This window comes from Lysobacter sp. HA35 (assembly GCF_054061195.1).
In genome coordinates this window covers 2,674,208-2,688,385 of record NZ_JBSSDY010000001.1, presented here as the reverse complement: position 1 = coordinate 2,688,385, position 14,178 = coordinate 2,674,208, and the positions used below count along the sequence as shown (strand labels likewise).

The 14,178-nt window shown below is 68.6% G+C and carries 16 protein-coding genes and 1 pseudogene; 13 read left to right on the top strand and 4 right to left on the bottom strand.

Annotated elements, in window-relative coordinates:
- Window positions 1-5 precede the first annotated feature (5 nt).
- The 5 genes from ACVWZN_RS13025 to ACVWZN_RS13005 all read left to right on the top strand — a co-directional run bounded on the left by ACVWZN_RS13025 (window position 6) and on the right by ACVWZN_RS13005 (window position 4,153).
- Window positions 6-1,034, top strand: coding sequence for a hypothetical protein (locus ACVWZN_RS13025; RefSeq protein WP_456954190.1), 1,029 nt, complete (start codon window positions 6-8; stop codon window positions 1,032-1,034).
- 111 nt (window positions 1,035-1,145) lie between these two features.
- Window positions 1,146-1,577 carry a hypothetical protein gene (locus ACVWZN_RS13020; protein ID WP_456954189.1) on the top strand — a complete coding sequence of 144 codons (432 nt, stop codon included), beginning with the start codon at window positions 1,146-1,148 and terminating at the stop codon, window positions 1,575-1,577.
- Window positions 1,574-2,257 (top strand): C39 family peptidase, encoded by a 684-nt coding sequence (locus ACVWZN_RS13015; protein WP_456954188.1) that lies wholly within the window; start codon window positions 1,574-1,576, stop codon window positions 2,255-2,257. The genes ACVWZN_RS13020 and ACVWZN_RS13015 overlap by 4 nt, the downstream gene beginning before the upstream one ends.
- The gene (locus ACVWZN_RS13010; protein WP_456954187.1) at window positions 2,257-2,730 is read left to right on the top strand and encodes a hypothetical protein; all 474 of its coding nucleotides are present in this window, start codon (window positions 2,257-2,259) and stop codon (window positions 2,728-2,730) included. The genes ACVWZN_RS13015 and ACVWZN_RS13010 overlap by 1 nt, the downstream gene beginning before the upstream one ends.
- A 28-nt stretch (window positions 2,731-2,758) precedes the next feature.
- Window positions 2,759-4,153 (top strand): acetate kinase, encoded by a 1,395-nt coding sequence (locus ACVWZN_RS13005; protein ID WP_456954186.1) that lies wholly within the window; start codon window positions 2,759-2,761, stop codon window positions 4,151-4,153.
- Between the two features lie 69 nt (window positions 4,154-4,222).
- Here ACVWZN_RS13005 and ACVWZN_RS13000 read toward each other — a convergent pair whose 3' ends face one another.
- Complete coding sequence (locus tag ACVWZN_RS13000; RefSeq protein WP_456954185.1) at window positions 4,223-5,068, bottom strand: alpha/beta fold hydrolase; 846 nt, start codon at window positions 5,066-5,068, stop codon at window positions 4,223-4,225.
- Window positions 5,068-6,033, bottom strand: coding sequence for a ferrochelatase (hemH, locus tag ACVWZN_RS12995; RefSeq protein WP_456954184.1), 966 nt, complete (start codon window positions 6,031-6,033; stop codon window positions 5,068-5,070). Before hemH ends, ACVWZN_RS13000 begins: the two co-directional genes overlap by 1 nt.
- A gap of 152 nt (window positions 6,034-6,185) precedes the next feature.
- Here hemH and ACVWZN_RS12990 point away from each other — a divergent pair, with 152 nt between their 5' ends.
- From ACVWZN_RS12990 to tatC, 4 genes are read left to right on the top strand one after another with little or no spacing between them, the layout of a single operon-like run.
- The gene (locus ACVWZN_RS12990; RefSeq protein WP_456954183.1) at window positions 6,186-7,070 is read left to right on the top strand and encodes a lipid-binding SYLF domain-containing protein; all 885 of its coding nucleotides are present in this window, start codon (window positions 6,186-6,188) and stop codon (window positions 7,068-7,070) included.
- Between the two features lie 60 nt (window positions 7,071-7,130).
- Window positions 7,131-7,361: a Sec-independent protein translocase subunit TatA gene (gene tatA / locus ACVWZN_RS12985; RefSeq protein ID WP_456954182.1), complete on the top strand. Its 231-nt coding sequence runs from the start codon at window positions 7,131-7,133 to the stop codon at window positions 7,359-7,361.
- A gap of 16 nt (window positions 7,362-7,377) precedes the next feature.
- Window positions 7,378-7,800 carry a Sec-independent protein translocase protein TatB gene (gene tatB, locus ACVWZN_RS12980; RefSeq protein WP_456954181.1) on the top strand — a complete coding sequence of 141 codons (423 nt, stop codon included), beginning with the start codon at window positions 7,378-7,380 and terminating at the stop codon, window positions 7,798-7,800.
- On the top strand, window positions 7,787-8,524 hold the full coding sequence (gene tatC / locus ACVWZN_RS12975; protein WP_456954180.1) for a twin-arginine translocase subunit TatC: 738 nt from the start codon (window positions 7,787-7,789) through the stop codon (window positions 8,522-8,524). The genes tatB and tatC overlap by 14 nt, the downstream gene beginning before the upstream one ends.
- 1 nt (window position 8,525) lies before the next feature.
- On the opposite strand, the gene ACVWZN_RS12970 is transcribed toward tatC, so the two are convergent.
- Window positions 8,526-9,449, bottom strand: a complete 924-nt coding sequence (locus ACVWZN_RS12970) for a hypothetical protein (RefSeq protein WP_456954179.1) — start codon at window positions 9,447-9,449, stop codon at window positions 8,526-8,528.
- Window positions 9,446-10,174 (bottom strand): glutamine amidotransferase, encoded by a 729-nt coding sequence (locus ACVWZN_RS12965; RefSeq protein WP_456954768.1) that lies wholly within the window; start codon window positions 10,172-10,174, stop codon window positions 9,446-9,448. Before ACVWZN_RS12965 ends, ACVWZN_RS12970 begins: the two co-directional genes overlap by 4 nt.
- A 139-nt stretch (window positions 10,175-10,313) precedes the next feature.
- Here ACVWZN_RS12965 and glyQ point away from each other — a divergent pair, with 139 nt between their 5' ends.
- The 4 genes and pseudogenes from glyQ to glyS all read left to right on the top strand — a co-directional run.
- Window positions 10,314-11,222, top strand: a complete 909-nt coding sequence (gene glyQ / locus ACVWZN_RS12960; protein ID WP_027083594.1) for a glycine--tRNA ligase subunit alpha — start codon at window positions 10,314-10,316, stop codon at window positions 11,220-11,222.
- Window positions 11,219-11,860, top strand: a complete 642-nt coding sequence (locus ACVWZN_RS12955) for a glutathione S-transferase family protein (protein ID WP_456954178.1) — start codon at window positions 11,219-11,221, stop codon at window positions 11,858-11,860. The genes glyQ and ACVWZN_RS12955 overlap by 4 nt, the downstream gene beginning before the upstream one ends.
- Entirely contained in the window at window positions 11,857-12,096 is a 240-nt protein-coding gene (locus ACVWZN_RS12950; protein WP_027083596.1) for a hypothetical protein, read from the top strand. The genes ACVWZN_RS12955 and ACVWZN_RS12950 overlap by 4 nt, the downstream gene beginning before the upstream one ends.
- A pseudogene (gene glyS, locus ACVWZN_RS12945) lies at window positions 12,093-14,091 on the top strand (glycine--tRNA ligase subunit beta); the annotation flags it as partial. The gene ACVWZN_RS12950 and the pseudogene glyS, both read left to right, overlap by 4 nt.
- Between the last annotated feature and the right edge of the window lie 87 nt (window positions 14,092-14,178).

Genomic DNA, 14,178 nt, shown 5'->3' with positions numbered 1-14,178 from the left:
CTCTCATGCGCAAGACACTCATCGCCGCTTCCGTCGCGCTGGCGTTCGGCCTCGTCGCCGCCCCCGCGTTCGCCCAGAGCATCACCGATGCCGCGAACGACAATTCCCGCAGCACGACCGGCCTGCTGGCCCTCGACAGCTCGACGAACGACTCCTTCAACGACAACTCGACGAACGATTCGAATAACGACAGCCGCTCGGGTTTCAACAACAACTCGACCAACGATTCCAACAACGACAATTCGACCAACGATTCGGGCAACTTCGGCCTGTCGATCACGGATTCCGGCAACGACAACTCGACCAACGACTCGCACGACGACAACTCGACCGACAACTCGACCGACAACAGCGTCGCTCTGGCCACGCTCGGTAGCGCCGCGGCGAACAACGGCGGCACGGCGAGCTCGAACATCTCCGACTCGTTCAACACCAACACGGCAGTCGCGGCGACGACGCTGCTCGGCTCGGTCAGCGGCAACGGCTTCGGCTCGGTCGGTAACGGTGCAACCAACTCCGGTGGCGCGCGTGGCGGCAGCGGCGGCGACGGCGGCGCGGGCCTCGGCCTGGGTCTCGGCCTCGGCGTGAGCGGCAGCGGTGACGGCGCAGACGGCCGCGGCGGCCGTTCGCGTAGCGGTCGCGGTGGCGACGGCGGCGGCGCGGGCGCGGCGGGCGGCACCAGCGCGCTCATCCCGATCCTGAGCAGCGTGGGCGGCGGCGACACGACGGACGCGACGGCCGGCGACGCTGGCGACAGCGCGGCGTCGACCGGCGGCGCGGGCACGGGCGGCTCGATCGCGACCGGCGACGGCTCGGGCACGGGCACCGGCACCGGCACGGGCGGCGCGGGCGCGTCCGGCGGCGCGGGCGGCTCGGCGTATGCCGATGCAGGCGCGTTCGACATGTCGAACCAGGCGAACGGCTCGGCCAATGCGGCGGCCGGCATCATGATCATCGGCCAGAACAGCGGCGCGATGTCCATGGTCCAGCAGGCTGTGACGGTGCAGTCCAACCTCAACGTGGGCGGTCACTGAGTCCGGATCTGGTGCGCCGCTCCGGCGGCGCATCCCGGTACTTCGACGCCGGCGGGGTTCGCCCCGCCGGTTCCGTCCCAGGTCTGCGGACCTCCTGACAGGAGACTGCCCATGCGACTGCCTCTCTACGCGGCTCTCGTGATCGTCGGCGCCTCGGCGCTCGCGGCGACTACCGCGCGTGCCACCGAAACGATCGATCCGCTGCTGGTTTCCGTCGTCGCCCACGCGGCGGCCGAACTGCCGGCCCTTCCGTCCGATGCGACGACCTCACCCGAAACGCTGCTCGCCCCGCCCGTCGCCACCGACGCGCTCGACGACCTGCGCGGCGGCACCGACAACAAGACCATCATCACCAACACCTCCGACATCGACGGCAACGTCGACAGCAATACCGCGGTCAATACCGTCAGCGGCGCCAACCTGGTCGCGGGGGGCTCGTTCGGCAACGCCGCCGGCCTCAATACCGTCATCCAGAACAGCGGCAACAACGTGCTGATCCAGAACAGCACGATCGTCAGCATCCAGTTCTCGCCCACGCCATGAGGCAGGGCGCGGCCTGGTTGCTGGTGGTCGGCCTCGCGCTCGCGACGGGCGCTGGCGCGACCACGCTCGACGTACGACCGCCCGGCCAGCGGTACTCGGTACCGGTCACCAGCCTGAAGGAGGCGCGCTTCCGCACGACCGTGCGCCAGCAGTACGACTTCAGCTGCGGCTCGGCGGCGGCGGCGACGCTGCTGACCTTCCAGTACGGCCATCCGGTCAGCGAGGCCGAGGTCTTCCAGCAGATGTTCTCCACCGGCGATCCGCGCCGGATCCGCAAGGAAGGCTTTTCGATGCTCGACATGCGGCGCTATCTCGCGTCGCAGGGTTTCGAGGCCGACGGGTTCCAGCTCCCGCTCGACAAGCTGGCCGAGGAAGGCCTGCCCGCGATCGTGCTGCTCAACGACCGCGGCTACCGGCACTTCGTCGTGGTGAAAGGCATTCGTGGCGAACGCGTGCTGCTGGGCGATCCGTCGCGCGGCACCCGCGCCATGCCGCGAAACCAGTTCGAACGCCTCTGGGACAACCGAGTGCTGTTCGTGGTGCACAACCGCCGCGAACTCGCCCAATTCAACCGACCGGCCGACTGGCGCATTGCGCCCGGCGCGCCGATCGACACCGTCATCCAACGCGAGGGCCTGCAGAACTTCGCAACGCCCAAGCACGGACCGGGAGACTTCTGATGCGCTTTCCTGCCCTGCTCGCTCCGTTCCTCTTCGCCGTGCTGACCTTCGCGACGCCCGCGCGCGCCGACGAGGTCGACCTCGGCCCGCCCGTTCCGCAAGACCGCCTCGACGAACTGCGTGGCGGCTTCGACATCAACCCCGGCCTGTCGGTCGCGTTCGGTTTCGAACGCTTGGTCACCGTCAACGGCCAGCTGCTGGTGACCCAGCAGATCGAGATCCCCGACATTTCCAAGATGACGATCGACCAAGCCACGCAGCTGGCGTCGATCACCCAGGGCCAGACCGTGCAGGTCGGCGGCGGAACTTCGATCACGCCGGGCATGGGGACGCTGGTGATCCAGAACGCGCTCGACGGCCAGACCATCGAGTCGTTGACGTCTCTTCACGCCACCGTCAATACCCTGAGTCTGTTGCACGACATTCATTTCACCCAGTCGCTGGGCGATTCACTGCGCCTGGGCGGGCCGTAATGCCGCGATGCCACCTGTGAGGATGCCCATGTCAAGGATGCCAATCCGCCTGTCCCTCGCCGCCGCGATCTCCCTCGCCCTGGCCGGCAACGCGCAGGCGCAGGAGGCCGACCGCGTCACCCAGCTCGAGGCGCTCGTGCACGAGCAGGCCGCCGCGCTGGCCGCGATGAAACAGACCGTCGATGCGCAGTCGCACGACATCGCCGACCTGCGGCAACAGCTGCACGATCGCGACCTCGATGCCCTGCGCGGCGAAGGCGCACCCGCCGCGTCGCTCGCGGGCGCCGCTGCGGCGGCGACCAGCGTGGTATCCGCGGCGGCGACATTGGATGCGATGTCGCCGCTTCCGCAGTCGACGAGTGGTGGCGGCGCGCCCGCAGCGCCGCAGCAGGGCACGCCGCCGGGCCAGCAGCCCGTCGGCCGCGCGCCGACGGAAGAAGCCACGCGGCCGCAGGTCGCGCAGATCTTCGACCAGCCGGGCGTGCTCACGCCGCACGGCAAGTTCGTGCTCGAACCGTCGCTGCAGCTCGGCTATTCGGCGTCCGACCGCGTCGCGCTGATCGGCTACACGATCATCCCCGCGATCCTCATCGGCCTGATCGACGTGCGCCAGGTCAAGGCGACCGTCGCCACCGCGACGCTCACCGGCCGCTGGGGCGTCACCAACCGCTTCGAGCTGGAAGGCCGCGTTCCGTACCTCTACGCGAACACCGACACGATCAGCCGCGAGATCTTCACCGGCTCGGCCACCGATCGCGTGTTCAACACGCACGGCAGCGGCATCGGCGACGTCGAGATGACCGCGCGTTACCAGTTCAACCAGGGCGGCCCGGACAAGGCGTACTGGGTCGGCTGGCTGCGCTACAAGTCGCGCACCGGCAAGGACGTGTTCGAAGTTCCGACCGACTGCGTGACCCGCTGCGTCGACAACGCGACCGGCACCGGCCTGCCGCTCGAACTGCCGACCGGCACCGGCTTCCAGTCGCTGCAGCCGGGCGTGACCTGGCTGTACGCATCCGACCCCGTCGTGTTCTTCGGCGGCTTCAGCTACACGCACAACTTCGAGCGCCACGACGTCTCGCGCACGGTGCTCACCGGCGCGCCCGACGGCTTCCCGCAGACCACCACCGACCCGATCGGCGACATCAAGGCCGGCGACGTGCTCGGCTTCAACGTGGGCCTGGGCCTGGCGCTCAACGAGAAGGCGGCGCTGTCGTTCGGCTACGACCATTCCTGGGTCGACAACATCAAGCAGAACGGCGAAACGCTTCCCGGCTCCGCGCGCCTGATGCTCGGCACGCTGCTGGTCGGCGCGTCATACACCTTCAACCAGCACGCGAGCCTCAACATCTCGCTGGGCGTCGGCGTCACCCGCGATACGCCCGACACCACGTTCACCGTGCGCCTGCCGATCACGTTCTGAGTCCCCCACGCACGAACGTGACGGCCCGCGACCCCGCGCTTCGGCGCGGGGTTTTTCATGCGCGATGAATCACTCGCCGCGTAGGAACGGCGCGATGACTTCGGCGACCTGCCCGGGAATTTCCATGTGCAGGTGATGCCCGCCGTCGATGCCGACCACGTCGACATCGCGCAGCCGCGCCGCACGCTCGTCCCGCGCATCGGCCGGGAAGAAGCGGAACGCCGGCACCGCATGCACGAGCTTGACCGGGCATTCGATCGCCGCGATGACGTCGCGCATCTGGCCTTCGGTCATGCGCACCGCGGTGGGTTTCGTCAGTCGCGCATCGCTGCGCCAAGTGAAGCCGCCTTCGCCTGCAGGCGCGAGGCCGCGTTCGACGATCAGCCGCGCCGCGGGTTCGGTCAGCCCGCCCGCCTGCAGTCGCGCACGCACGGCGGTCGCGATGTCGGGGAAGACGCGGCGTCGCGAACCGGCGGCTTCGCCATGCGATGCGAACGCGTCACGCAATCGAACGGCGGTTCGGTCTTCGGCTTCGGTGAGGCCGCCGAGTGCTTCGATCAATGCGAGCTTTTCGATGCGCTCGGGCGCGGCGGCAGCCACCAGCGTCGACGTCGCGCCGCCCATCGAATGCCCGAGCAGCGAGAAGCGCGACCAGCCGAGCGCATCGGCCGCCGACAGCACGGCGCGCGCGGCCGCGACCAGCGTGTATTCGGCCGACGACGGCAGATGCGCACTCGCGCCGTGGCCCGGCAGGTCGAGCGCAACAAGATCGAGCCCCTGAAGATGCGCCGACATCGGCAGGAAACTCGCCGCGTTGTCGAGCCAGCCGTGCAGCGCGAGCACCGGCGTGCCGCCATGACCGAAGCGCAGCGCGGCCAGCCGCCCGAACGGCGTATCGAGCGTGATCTCGCGCATCAGCCGGCGAACGCGCGACGCGCGATGTCGGCGAGCACGCGCGCATGCGATGGCGTGTCGTTGAGGCAGGGGATGTAGTTCATGCGACCGCCGGCCGCCGCGAATTCGTGCGCGAGCATGTCCGAGATTTCCTCGAGCGTTTCCAGGCAGTCGACCGCGAAACCCGGGCAGGCGACGTCGACATCGAGCACGCCGCGCGACGCGAAGTCCTGCAGCGTGGCCTGCGTCGACGGCCCGATCCATTTTTCCTTGCCGAACTGCGACTGGTACGACAGCGACCACTGCGAACGCTCGAGCCCGAGCGCCTGCGCGATCGCGGCCGACGACGCCTCGCACTGCGCCTGGTACGGATCGCCGCGACGGATGAAGCGCTCGGGCAGGCCGTGGAACGAGAACAGCAGGTGGCGATCGCCTGTCGTGCTCGCACGCGCGGCACGGATGCTGTCGGCGACGGCCGCGACCCAGCCGGCATCCAAGCGGTACTCGTCGATGAAGCGCGTCGGCAGCGACGGAATGCGATCGACGACGTCGGAAACGGACGCGGTTGTCGAGGTCGAATACTGCGGATACAGCGGAAGCACGACGACGCGTTCGATGTTGTCGTCCTTCAGTCGCGCCAGCGCGTCCTTCAGCGACGGCCGCCCGTAACGCATCGCATCGACCACGCGCACGTCGGGCATCTCCGCCTGCACGGCGCGCGCAAGGCGTCGCGTGTACACCGCGAGCGGCGAGCCGCCGTCCTCGCCTTCGATCCAGATGGACGCGTACTTCTTCGCCACCGGCTTGCCGCGCACCGGCAGGATCACGAAGTGCAGCAGGGGGCACCACAGCCAGCGCGTGAGGTCGACGACGCGGTGGTCGTGCAGGAATTCGGCGAGGTAGCGACGCACGTCGCGCGGCGTCGGCGCGTCGGGCGTGCCGAGGTTGACGAGTACGAGCGCGGTGCGCGGAGCGGCGGAAGTCATCCCGATAGCATGACAGCGCGACCGGCCGCTTCGGTGCCGCAGACTGCAACGACGCGTCGCCCGAACGGCCCCGCAAGCGACCGTCGCTCCGGTTGCTTGATATTCATCGCGACATCACTAGCCTGAACCACCCGTTTAGCCCGGTATCCGTCATGGCCCGTCGTCCCCGCCTGTCCGGCCTCGTCCTCGCCCTGAGCCTCGCCGTCGCCGCACCGACCGTGTTTGCCGGCCCCGCCGAAGACGCCCGCGCGCAGAACGCGCTGCGCGTGCTTCGCGAGATCCGCGATATCCCGGAGTCGTCGATCCCCGACCGGCTGCTCGACGAGGCACGCGCAATCGTGGTGGTGCCCGACGCGCTGAAGATCGGCCTGGTGGTTGGCGGCCGTCGCGGCCACGGCGTCATGGCGGTCAAGAACCCGGACGGCACCTGGTCGCAGCCGGCGTTCGTGAAGCTCACCGGCGGCTCGATCGGCCTGCAGGCCGGCCTGCAGTCGGCGGACATCGTGCTGGTGTTCCGCGGCGAGCGCGGCATCGATTCCATCGTCAACGGCAAGGTCACGCTGGGCGCGGACGCGGCGGTCGCGGCCGGCCCGGTCGGTCGCAGCGCGGCCACCGCCACCGACGGCCAGCTCAAGGCCGAGATCTGGTCGTGGTCGCGCGCACGCGGCCTGTTCGCGGGCGTCGCGCTCGATGGCGCGGTGCTGCAGGTCGACGACGTGGCCGACCAGCTCGCCTACGGCGAAGGCACCACGCCGCGCATGATCTTCGAAGGCCGCGCCAAGGGTGCGCCGTCGAACGCGCTGGTCGACTTCCGCGACGCGCTCGAGGAAGCCACCGCCGCCGCGCGCGCCGAACGCAACGGCACCGCGCCTGCGACCGCCACCATTCCCGCCTCCGCGAACGTCGCGCCGGTCACCACGGTGACGCCGGCGAGCAGCAGCACGCCGGTCGCGGCGTCGGCGTCGGCCAGCGCCGATCCGAAGCCGCAGCCGTTCCAGAACGCGGATCCGTCGGTGAAAACCGAACCGCTGCCGTAAACGCGTCGATAGGCGCTGCGTTATCCTGATCGTCTCCATTTTTTCGTAGCGAGCAGCGCCATGGGCAGCCTGAGCATCACCCACTGGTTGATCGTGCTGGTCATCGTCGTGGTGATCTTCGGCACCAGCCGCCTGAAGAACGCCGGCAAGGACATCGGCGACGCGGTGCGCGAGTTCAAGAAGGGCGTTCGCGGCGACGACGAACCTGATCGCCTGCGCGACGAGCGCCGCAAGGACGACGTCGACACGCGCAGCCGCGACACCAGCGATACCGACCGCGACCGCCGCTGAGCGCCCGCGCGGCGCCATGTTCGACATCGGCTTCTCCGAGCTGCTGCTCACCGCGCTGGTCGCGCTGATCGTGCTCGGCCCGGAGAAGCTGCCCAAGGCCGCGCGCATGGCCGGCATGTGGATCCGCCGCGCCCGCACGCAGTGGCAGGCGGTCAAGAACGAACTCGAGAACGAACTCGCCGACGAGGACATGCGGCGCAGCATCCTGCGTGCGCGCGACGAACTGCGCGAGGCGCAGGAATCGCTTCGTGCGCAGCTGGCCGACGTCGAAGCGCGGATGACGCGTGCCGGCGATGCGCCTGAACTCGGCACGCCGTTGCCATCGACCGATGCGACGCCACTGCAGGCGCAACTCGCCGACGTCGAAGCTTCGATGACGCGCCCCGCGCCCGTCGACGATTCCATGCCGCCCTCGAACACACCGCATGAGCAGCGCTGACGCGCAGCTTCCGCCCGATGCCCCGCGCCTGCTCGATCACCTGATCGAACTGCGCGCGCGGCTGCTGCGTGGCGCCGTCGGCGTGATCCTCGCGTTCGTGGCGCTGATGCCGTTCGCCGGCAAGCTCTACACGCTGCTCGCGCAGCCGCTGGTCAAGACGCTGACCGGCACCGGCCGCCTGATCGCGACGGAACCCGCCGGTGGCTTCTTCGTGCCGATGAAACTCGCCTTCATGACGGCGATCTTCATCACCGCGCCGTGGCTGCTCTACCAGGCGTGGGCCTTCGTCGCGCCCGGCCTGTACAAGCGCGAGAAACGCATCGCGCTGCCGTTGCTGGTGTCGGCGGTGACGCTGTTCTACGCGGGCTGCTCGTTCGCGTATTTCGTGGTGCTGCCCGCCGCGTTCGCGTTCCTCGCGCGCTTCACGCCGGACGTCGTCGCGCAGACGCCCGACATCGGCAAGTACCTCGACTTCGTGTCGGTGATCTTCCTCGCGTTCGGCGTCAGCTTCGAGCTGCCCGTCGCGCTGGTGATCCTGTCGCTGCTGGGCTGGGTGACGCCGGCGCAGCTGCGCGAATGGCGCGGCTACGCGGTGGTCGGCATCTTCGTCGTGGCGGCGGTGATCACGCCACCCGACGTCGTATCGCAGCTGATGCTCGCGATCCCGATGTGCCTGCTGTACGAGGCCGGCATCGTCGCCTCGGCGCTCGTCGCGAAACGCTGACTCAGGCTTCGATCTGCATGCGCGTGTCGACGCTGCCGGCTTCTGCCGGCGGGTCGAACATGTCGCGCCAGGCGTAGTAGCTCACGGCGACCAGCACGACCAGCACGCCGACCGCGAACGCCGCCCACACCGCGAGCGCGATCATCGCGCCGAGCACCGGATGGATGACGGCGGCGATGCCACCGACGACCGCGGTGATCAGCGTCACCACGATCGCGGCGACCACGAAGCCGACCAGGAACACCAAGGACGCCAGCAGGTTCGCGCCGAGGTTCACCACTGATGCGCGGAAGCCCAGACGCAGGCTTTCGACGATGCCGACGTTCGACAGCGCGATCAGCGGCACGCACAGCAGCATCAGCGCTGCGCTGAAGTAGTTGAAGACGAACTGCAGGATCTGCACGAAGAACAGCAGCACCGGATGCTGCGGCTCGGGCGGCACGATGTAATGCCCGCTCAGTGCGCCCTGCAACGCCTTCATGCTGTCGGCCCAGTACTGCGGTCCGGTGAGCAGCACGATCAGCGCGACGCAGCCGAGGTTGAACACGATCTGCACCAGGCCCAGCGTCATCAGCGGACGCGCGCGGCCGTGGCCGAAGGCCGCGAACAGGTCGCGTGCACGCGTCGGCCGGCCGTTCTCGGCCTCGTGCATGACATGGATGAGGCCCGCGAGCAGCACCGGCATCACCAGCGTCAGCACGACGAACAGCGGGATCGCGACGGCGACGGATTCGCCCAGCGAAAGATCGTTGCGGCCCTGCAGGCGCGACGCCACCGGCAACACCGCCAGCACCGACGCGAAATACAGCGTGCACAGGAACAGCACCGCCGCACCGAACACCGCGCGGGGATTGCGACGGCCGATGTTGACCGCTTCCTTCATCCACTCCACGCCGCGCGCGACGGGCACCTTGCGCACGTTCATGCGCGGCCCTCCGCGCGGTCGAAGGCGAACTTCACGAACCGCTGCAGCACGCGACGCGCATGCGGCGTCGCGCTGACGCCGCGTTCGGTCGACTCCGCGCACAGGCCTTCGCCGTGCAGCGCATCGCGGCGCGCGCGCACGTAACCGCGCATGTGCGTGGTGCTGAATTCCGGATGGAACTGCACGCCCCACACGGAATCGCGCCAGCGGTAGGCGTGTACGGGGTCGTGGTCGGACTTGGCGAGCAAGGTGGCGCCCTCGGGCAGCTTGAGCACGGACTGCAGGTGCGTGGCCTGCGCCGCGAAATGATGCGGAAGGCGCGCGAACAACGGGTCGTCGTTCGACGGCGGCAGGCGTTCGATCTCCACCGTGCCCATCTCGCGGCCTTCCGGGTGCCAGCCCACCTCGCCGCCGAGCGCGTGCGCGATCAGCTGGTGGCCGTAGCAGATGCCGAACAGCGGCAGGCCGGCCTGGGCGGCGTCGCCCAACCACGCGGCGGTGCGCTCGCTCCAGTCCAAGCGCTCGGTGACCATCGCGCCCGAGCCGGTGATGACCACGGCGGCGAAGTCGTCGCGTGCCGGCAGCGGCTGGCCATGCTCGACGTCGACCACCACCACCGCGTCGCGCGGCAGGCCGGCGGCGGTGCGGATCCAATGGGGAAAACCGCCGTAGCGGCGCATCGAGGCGACCGGCTGGCCGGTTTCGAGGATGAGGACGGGAGGCATCACGGCCGGGGGACCATGGAAACGGGTGGGAGCGGGCACGCGTGCGCGTCGCGATCGGGCCGCTGAAGGCCCGGAAAAAGGGGGCGAAAATGCCGTCGCTATACTAGCCCGCTTTCCGCGAAGCCACACGGAACGACGCATGCCGGCCCCTACGTTCCAGGAACTCATCCAGCGCCTCAACGCCTTCTGGGGCGACAAGGGCTGCACGCTCATCCAGCCGCTCGACCTTGAGGTCGGCGCCGGCACGTTCCATCCCGCGACGTTCCTTCGCGCGCTCGGGCCGGAGCCGTGGAACGCGGCCTACGTCCAACCGTGTCGTCGTCCCACCGACGGCCGCTACGGCGAGAACCCGAACCGCCTGCAGCGTTACTACCAGTACCAGGTAGTGATGAAGCCGTCGCCGCCGAACATCGTCGAGTTGTACTTCGACTCGCTGAAGGCGCTCGGCGTGGATCCGCAGGTGCACGACCTGCGCCTGGTGGAAGACAACTGGGAATCGCCGACGCTCGGCGCTTGGGGACTGGGCTGGGAGGTCTGGCTCAACGGGATGGAAGTCACGCAGTTCACCTATTTCCAGCAGGCCGGCGGCATCGAATGCCGCCCGGTGCTCGGCGAGATCACCTACGGTCTCGAGCGCCTCTGCATGTACCTGCAGAACGTCGACAACGTGTTCGACCTGGTGTGGACGATCGGCCCCGACGGCACGCCCGTCACCTATCGCGACGTCTACCACCAGAACGAGGTCGAGCAGAGCGCGTACAACTTCGAGCACGCCGACGTCGCCGAACTGTTCCATCGTTTCGACGCCTGCGAAGCCGAGGCCAACAAGCTGATCGAACTCGGCCTGCCGCTGCCGGCCTACGACCAGGTCTGCAAGGCCTCGCATTCGTTCAACCTGCTCGACGCGCGTCGCGCGATCAGCGTGACCGAGCGCCAGCGCTACATCCTGCGCGTGCGCAAGCTGGCGCAGGGCGTGGCGCAGGCCTACTTCGCGCAGCGCGAGAAGCTCGGCTTCCCGGGGCTGAAGAAGCCGGCGGTGACGGCATGATCCTGATCGGCATGTACGACTCGCCGTTCACGCGCCGCGTCGCGATCGCACTGGCGTTGCGCGGCATCGCGTTCCAGCATCGTCCGTGGTCGGTCGGTGCGGACTTCGACCGCATCCGCGACTACAGCCCGCTCGGCCGCGTGCCGGTGCTGGTGCTCGACGACGGCGACGTGCTGATGGAGTCGTCGTCGATCCTCGACTGGATCGAACACGAAACGCCGGGCGCGCCGTTGTTGCCCGCGAGCGGTGCGGAACGTCGCGAAGCGATGCGCCTGATCGGGCTTGCGAGTGGTGCGGCCGATCGCGCCGTGGCGATCGTGCTCGAGCGCATCTTCCATTCGCCGGACAAGCGCTCGCAGCCGCTGCTCGATCGCAGCCTCGCGCAGATCGAAGGCACGTACGACGCGCTCGACGCCACGTGCACCGCGCGTGCAGGCCAATGGCTGGTCGGCGACACGATGACGCTCGCCGACATCACCGTCGCCTGCTACGTCACCCATGGCAGCAACGCCGCGCCGGTCCAACTGTCGCGCTGGCCCGCGCTCGCCGCGCATGTCGAACGCTGCGAAGCGCTCGAGGTGTTCGCGTCGCACTACGTTCCATTCCTCGTTCCGCAGCCGACGGATCGCGCGGCATGACCAACCCTGTCGTCGTCTCCACGGGCTGGGGCGCGTTTATGGCCGGCGTGTTCTGCGCGTACTGGGCGCAGACGACGAACCGAAATCCTTGGGTGTGGTTCGCGTTCGGCTTTTTTCTCGCGCCGATTGCGGGTCTGGTACTGCTGTGGAAAAACGCGCAGGCCCACCCGATTCCTCCGAATCTTCATGAGCGTGGCCGCGACGATCTGATCGCGATGCGCAAGGACGTCATATGAGCGCGATGAAGCCGCTGCTGATCGAACTCGGCACCGAGGAACTGCCCGTCAAGGCATTGCCGGCGCTCGCGCAGGCATTCTTCGACGGTGTCGTCGCCGGGCTGGAAAAGCGCGGCGTGGAAATCGACCGCACGGGCGCGAAGCCGCTGTACACGCCGCGTCGCCTCGCGGTCGCACTGCCGAAGGTGGCGCTGCAGCAGCCGGAACAGAAGTCGGAAGTGCTGGGGCCGTATCTCAACGTCGCGCTCGACGCGAACGGTGCGCCGACGCGCGCGCTGGAAGGTTTCGCGCAGAAGGCCGGCGTCGACTGGACGCAACTGGAGCGCGTCACCGACAACAAGGGCGAGCGTTTCGTGTATCGCGCGGTGAAGCCGGGTGCGTCGACCGCGTCGCTGCTGGGCGAGATCCTCGCCGAGGCCGTTGCCGGCATGCCGATTCCCAAGCCCATGCGTTGGGGCGCGAACGAGTTCGGCTTCGCGCGTCCGGTGCATTGGCTGGTGGTGCTGCTCGGCGGCGACATCGTCGACGTCGAACTGCTGGGCGTTAAGGCCGACCGCATGAGCCGCGGCCATCGCTTCATGCACGACAAGCCGGTGTGGTTCACCGATCCCACCGACTACGTCGAATCGCTGCGCATGGCCAAGGTGCTGGTCGATCCCGACGAGCGCCGCGGACAGATCCGGGGCGAGGTCGAGCGCGCCGCGCGTTCGGTCGAAGGCGTCGCGCGCATCGAGCCCGGCATCCTCGAAGAGGTCAACGGCCTGGTCGAATGGCCGAAGGCCGTGCTCTGCAGCTTCGAGCGCGAGTTCCTCGCCGTGCCGCAGGAAGCGCTGATCGCCACCATGGAGGCGAACCAGAAGTTCTTCCCGGTGCTCGATTCCAGCGACCGCCTCTCCGAGCACTTCGTCGGCATCGCCAACATCGAATCCAAGGACGAGTCGGAAGTGCGCAAGGGCTACGAGCGCGTGATCCGTCCACGCTTCGCCGATGCGAAGTTCTTCTTCGACGAGGACCTCAAGCAGGGCCTGGCCGCGATGGGCGACGGGCTGTCGACCGTCACCTACCAGGCCAAGCTCGGCACCGTCGCCGACAAGGCCGCGCGCGTCGCGTCGCTGGCCGAAGGCATCGCGGCCGCAGTCGGCGTCGAGCCCTCGCTCGCACGACGCGCCGCGGAAGTGTCGAAGAACGACCTGCAGTCGCGCATGGTCGGCGAGTTCCCGGAACTGCAGGGCATCGCCGGTCGCTATTACGCGTTGCACGACGAAGCGTTGGCCGACGTCGGCGACACCGGTTCGCTACGAACTCGCGCAGGCGCTGGACGAAGGCTACATGCCGCGTTTCGCCGGCGATGCGATCGCGGGCTCGACGCTGGGCCAGGTCGTCGCGATCGCCGAACGCCTCGATACGCTGGCGGGCGGTTTCGCCGCAGGCCTGCGTCCGACCGGCAACAAGGATCCGTTCGCGCTGCGCCGCAATGCATTGGGCCTTGCGCGCACGTTGCTCGAGGGCCGGCATGACCTGGTGCTGCACGACGTCGTCGAACGCGCGGTCGCGCTGCAGCCGGTGCAGACCAAGGACGCCAGCGCGTACGACGTCACCAACTTCATCTACGACCGCCTGCGCGGCTACTACGCCGATCGCGGCATCACGCCGCAGCAGTTCGATGCAGTGTTCAACGTCGTGCACGAATCGCTGCCGGACTTCGATGTGCGCCTCGCCGCGATCCGCGAGTTCGCGCAGCTGCCGGAAGCCGAAGCGTTGGCCGCGGCGAACAAGCGCATCCGCAACATCCTGCGCAAGGCTGACGGCGAAGTCGCGACCACGCTTGACCCGTCGCTGTATGCCGAGGATGCGGAACGCGAACTGGCGAGTGCGGTCGATGCCGCGATCACCGACACCGATCCACTGCTCGATTCGCGCGATTACGTCGGCACGCTGGCGCGCCTTGCGGCGTTGCGCCCCGTGGTCGATACGTTCTTCGACAAGGTGATGGTCAACGTCGACGACGAGGCCGTGCGCCGTAATCGCCTCGCGCTACTGCAGCGGCTGGCGGACCGCCTCGGCAGCGTCGCCGCGATCGAG

What these genes read in the sequence shown, in the direction of transcription:
- ACVWZN_RS13025 (WP_456954190.1), top strand. Translation starts at nt 6, where the DNA reads ATGCGCAAGACACTCATCGCCGCTTCCGTCGCGCTGGCGTTCGGCCTC.
- ACVWZN_RS13020 (WP_456954189.1), top strand. Translation starts at nt 1,146, where the DNA reads ATGCGACTGCCTCTCTACGCGGCTCTCGTGATCGTCGGCGCCTCGGCG.
- ACVWZN_RS13015 (WP_456954188.1), top strand. Translation starts at nt 1,574, where the DNA reads ATGAGGCAGGGCGCGGCCTGGTTGCTGGTGGTCGGCCTCGCGCTCGCG.
- ACVWZN_RS13010 (WP_456954187.1), top strand. Translation starts at nt 2,257, where the DNA reads ATGCGCTTTCCTGCCCTGCTCGCTCCGTTCCTCTTCGCCGTGCTGACC.
- ACVWZN_RS13005 (WP_456954186.1), top strand. Translation starts at nt 2,759, where the DNA reads ATGTCAAGGATGCCAATCCGCCTGTCCCTCGCCGCCGCGATCTCCCTC.
- ACVWZN_RS13000 (WP_456954185.1), bottom strand. Translation starts at nt 5,068, where the DNA reads ATGCGCGAGATCACGCTCGATACGCCGTTCGGGCGGCTGGCCGCGCTG.
- hemH (WP_456954184.1), bottom strand. Translation starts at nt 6,033, where the DNA reads ATGACTTCCGCCGCTCCGCGCACCGCGCTCGTACTCGTCAACCTCGGC.
- ACVWZN_RS12990 (WP_456954183.1), top strand. Translation starts at nt 6,186, where the DNA reads ATGGCCCGTCGTCCCCGCCTGTCCGGCCTCGTCCTCGCCCTGAGCCTC.
- tatA (WP_456954182.1), top strand. Translation starts at nt 7,131, where the DNA reads ATGGGCAGCCTGAGCATCACCCACTGGTTGATCGTGCTGGTCATCGTC.
- tatB (WP_456954181.1), top strand. Translation starts at nt 7,378, where the DNA reads ATGTTCGACATCGGCTTCTCCGAGCTGCTGCTCACCGCGCTGGTCGCG.
- tatC (WP_456954180.1), top strand. Translation starts at nt 7,787, where the DNA reads ATGAGCAGCGCTGACGCGCAGCTTCCGCCCGATGCCCCGCGCCTGCTC.
- ACVWZN_RS12970 (WP_456954179.1), bottom strand. Translation starts at nt 9,449, where the DNA reads ATGAACGTGCGCAAGGTGCCCGTCGCGCGCGGCGTGGAGTGGATGAAG.
- ACVWZN_RS12965 (WP_456954768.1), bottom strand. Translation starts at nt 10,174, where the DNA reads ATGCCTCCCGTCCTCATCCTCGAAACCGGCCAGCCGGTCGCCTCGATG.
- glyQ (WP_027083594.1), top strand. Translation starts at nt 10,314, where the DNA reads ATGCCGGCCCCTACGTTCCAGGAACTCATCCAGCGCCTCAACGCCTTC.
- ACVWZN_RS12955 (WP_456954178.1), top strand. Translation starts at nt 11,219, where the DNA reads ATGATCCTGATCGGCATGTACGACTCGCCGTTCACGCGCCGCGTCGCG.
- ACVWZN_RS12950 (WP_027083596.1), top strand. Translation starts at nt 11,857, where the DNA reads ATGACCAACCCTGTCGTCGTCTCCACGGGCTGGGGCGCGTTTATGGCC.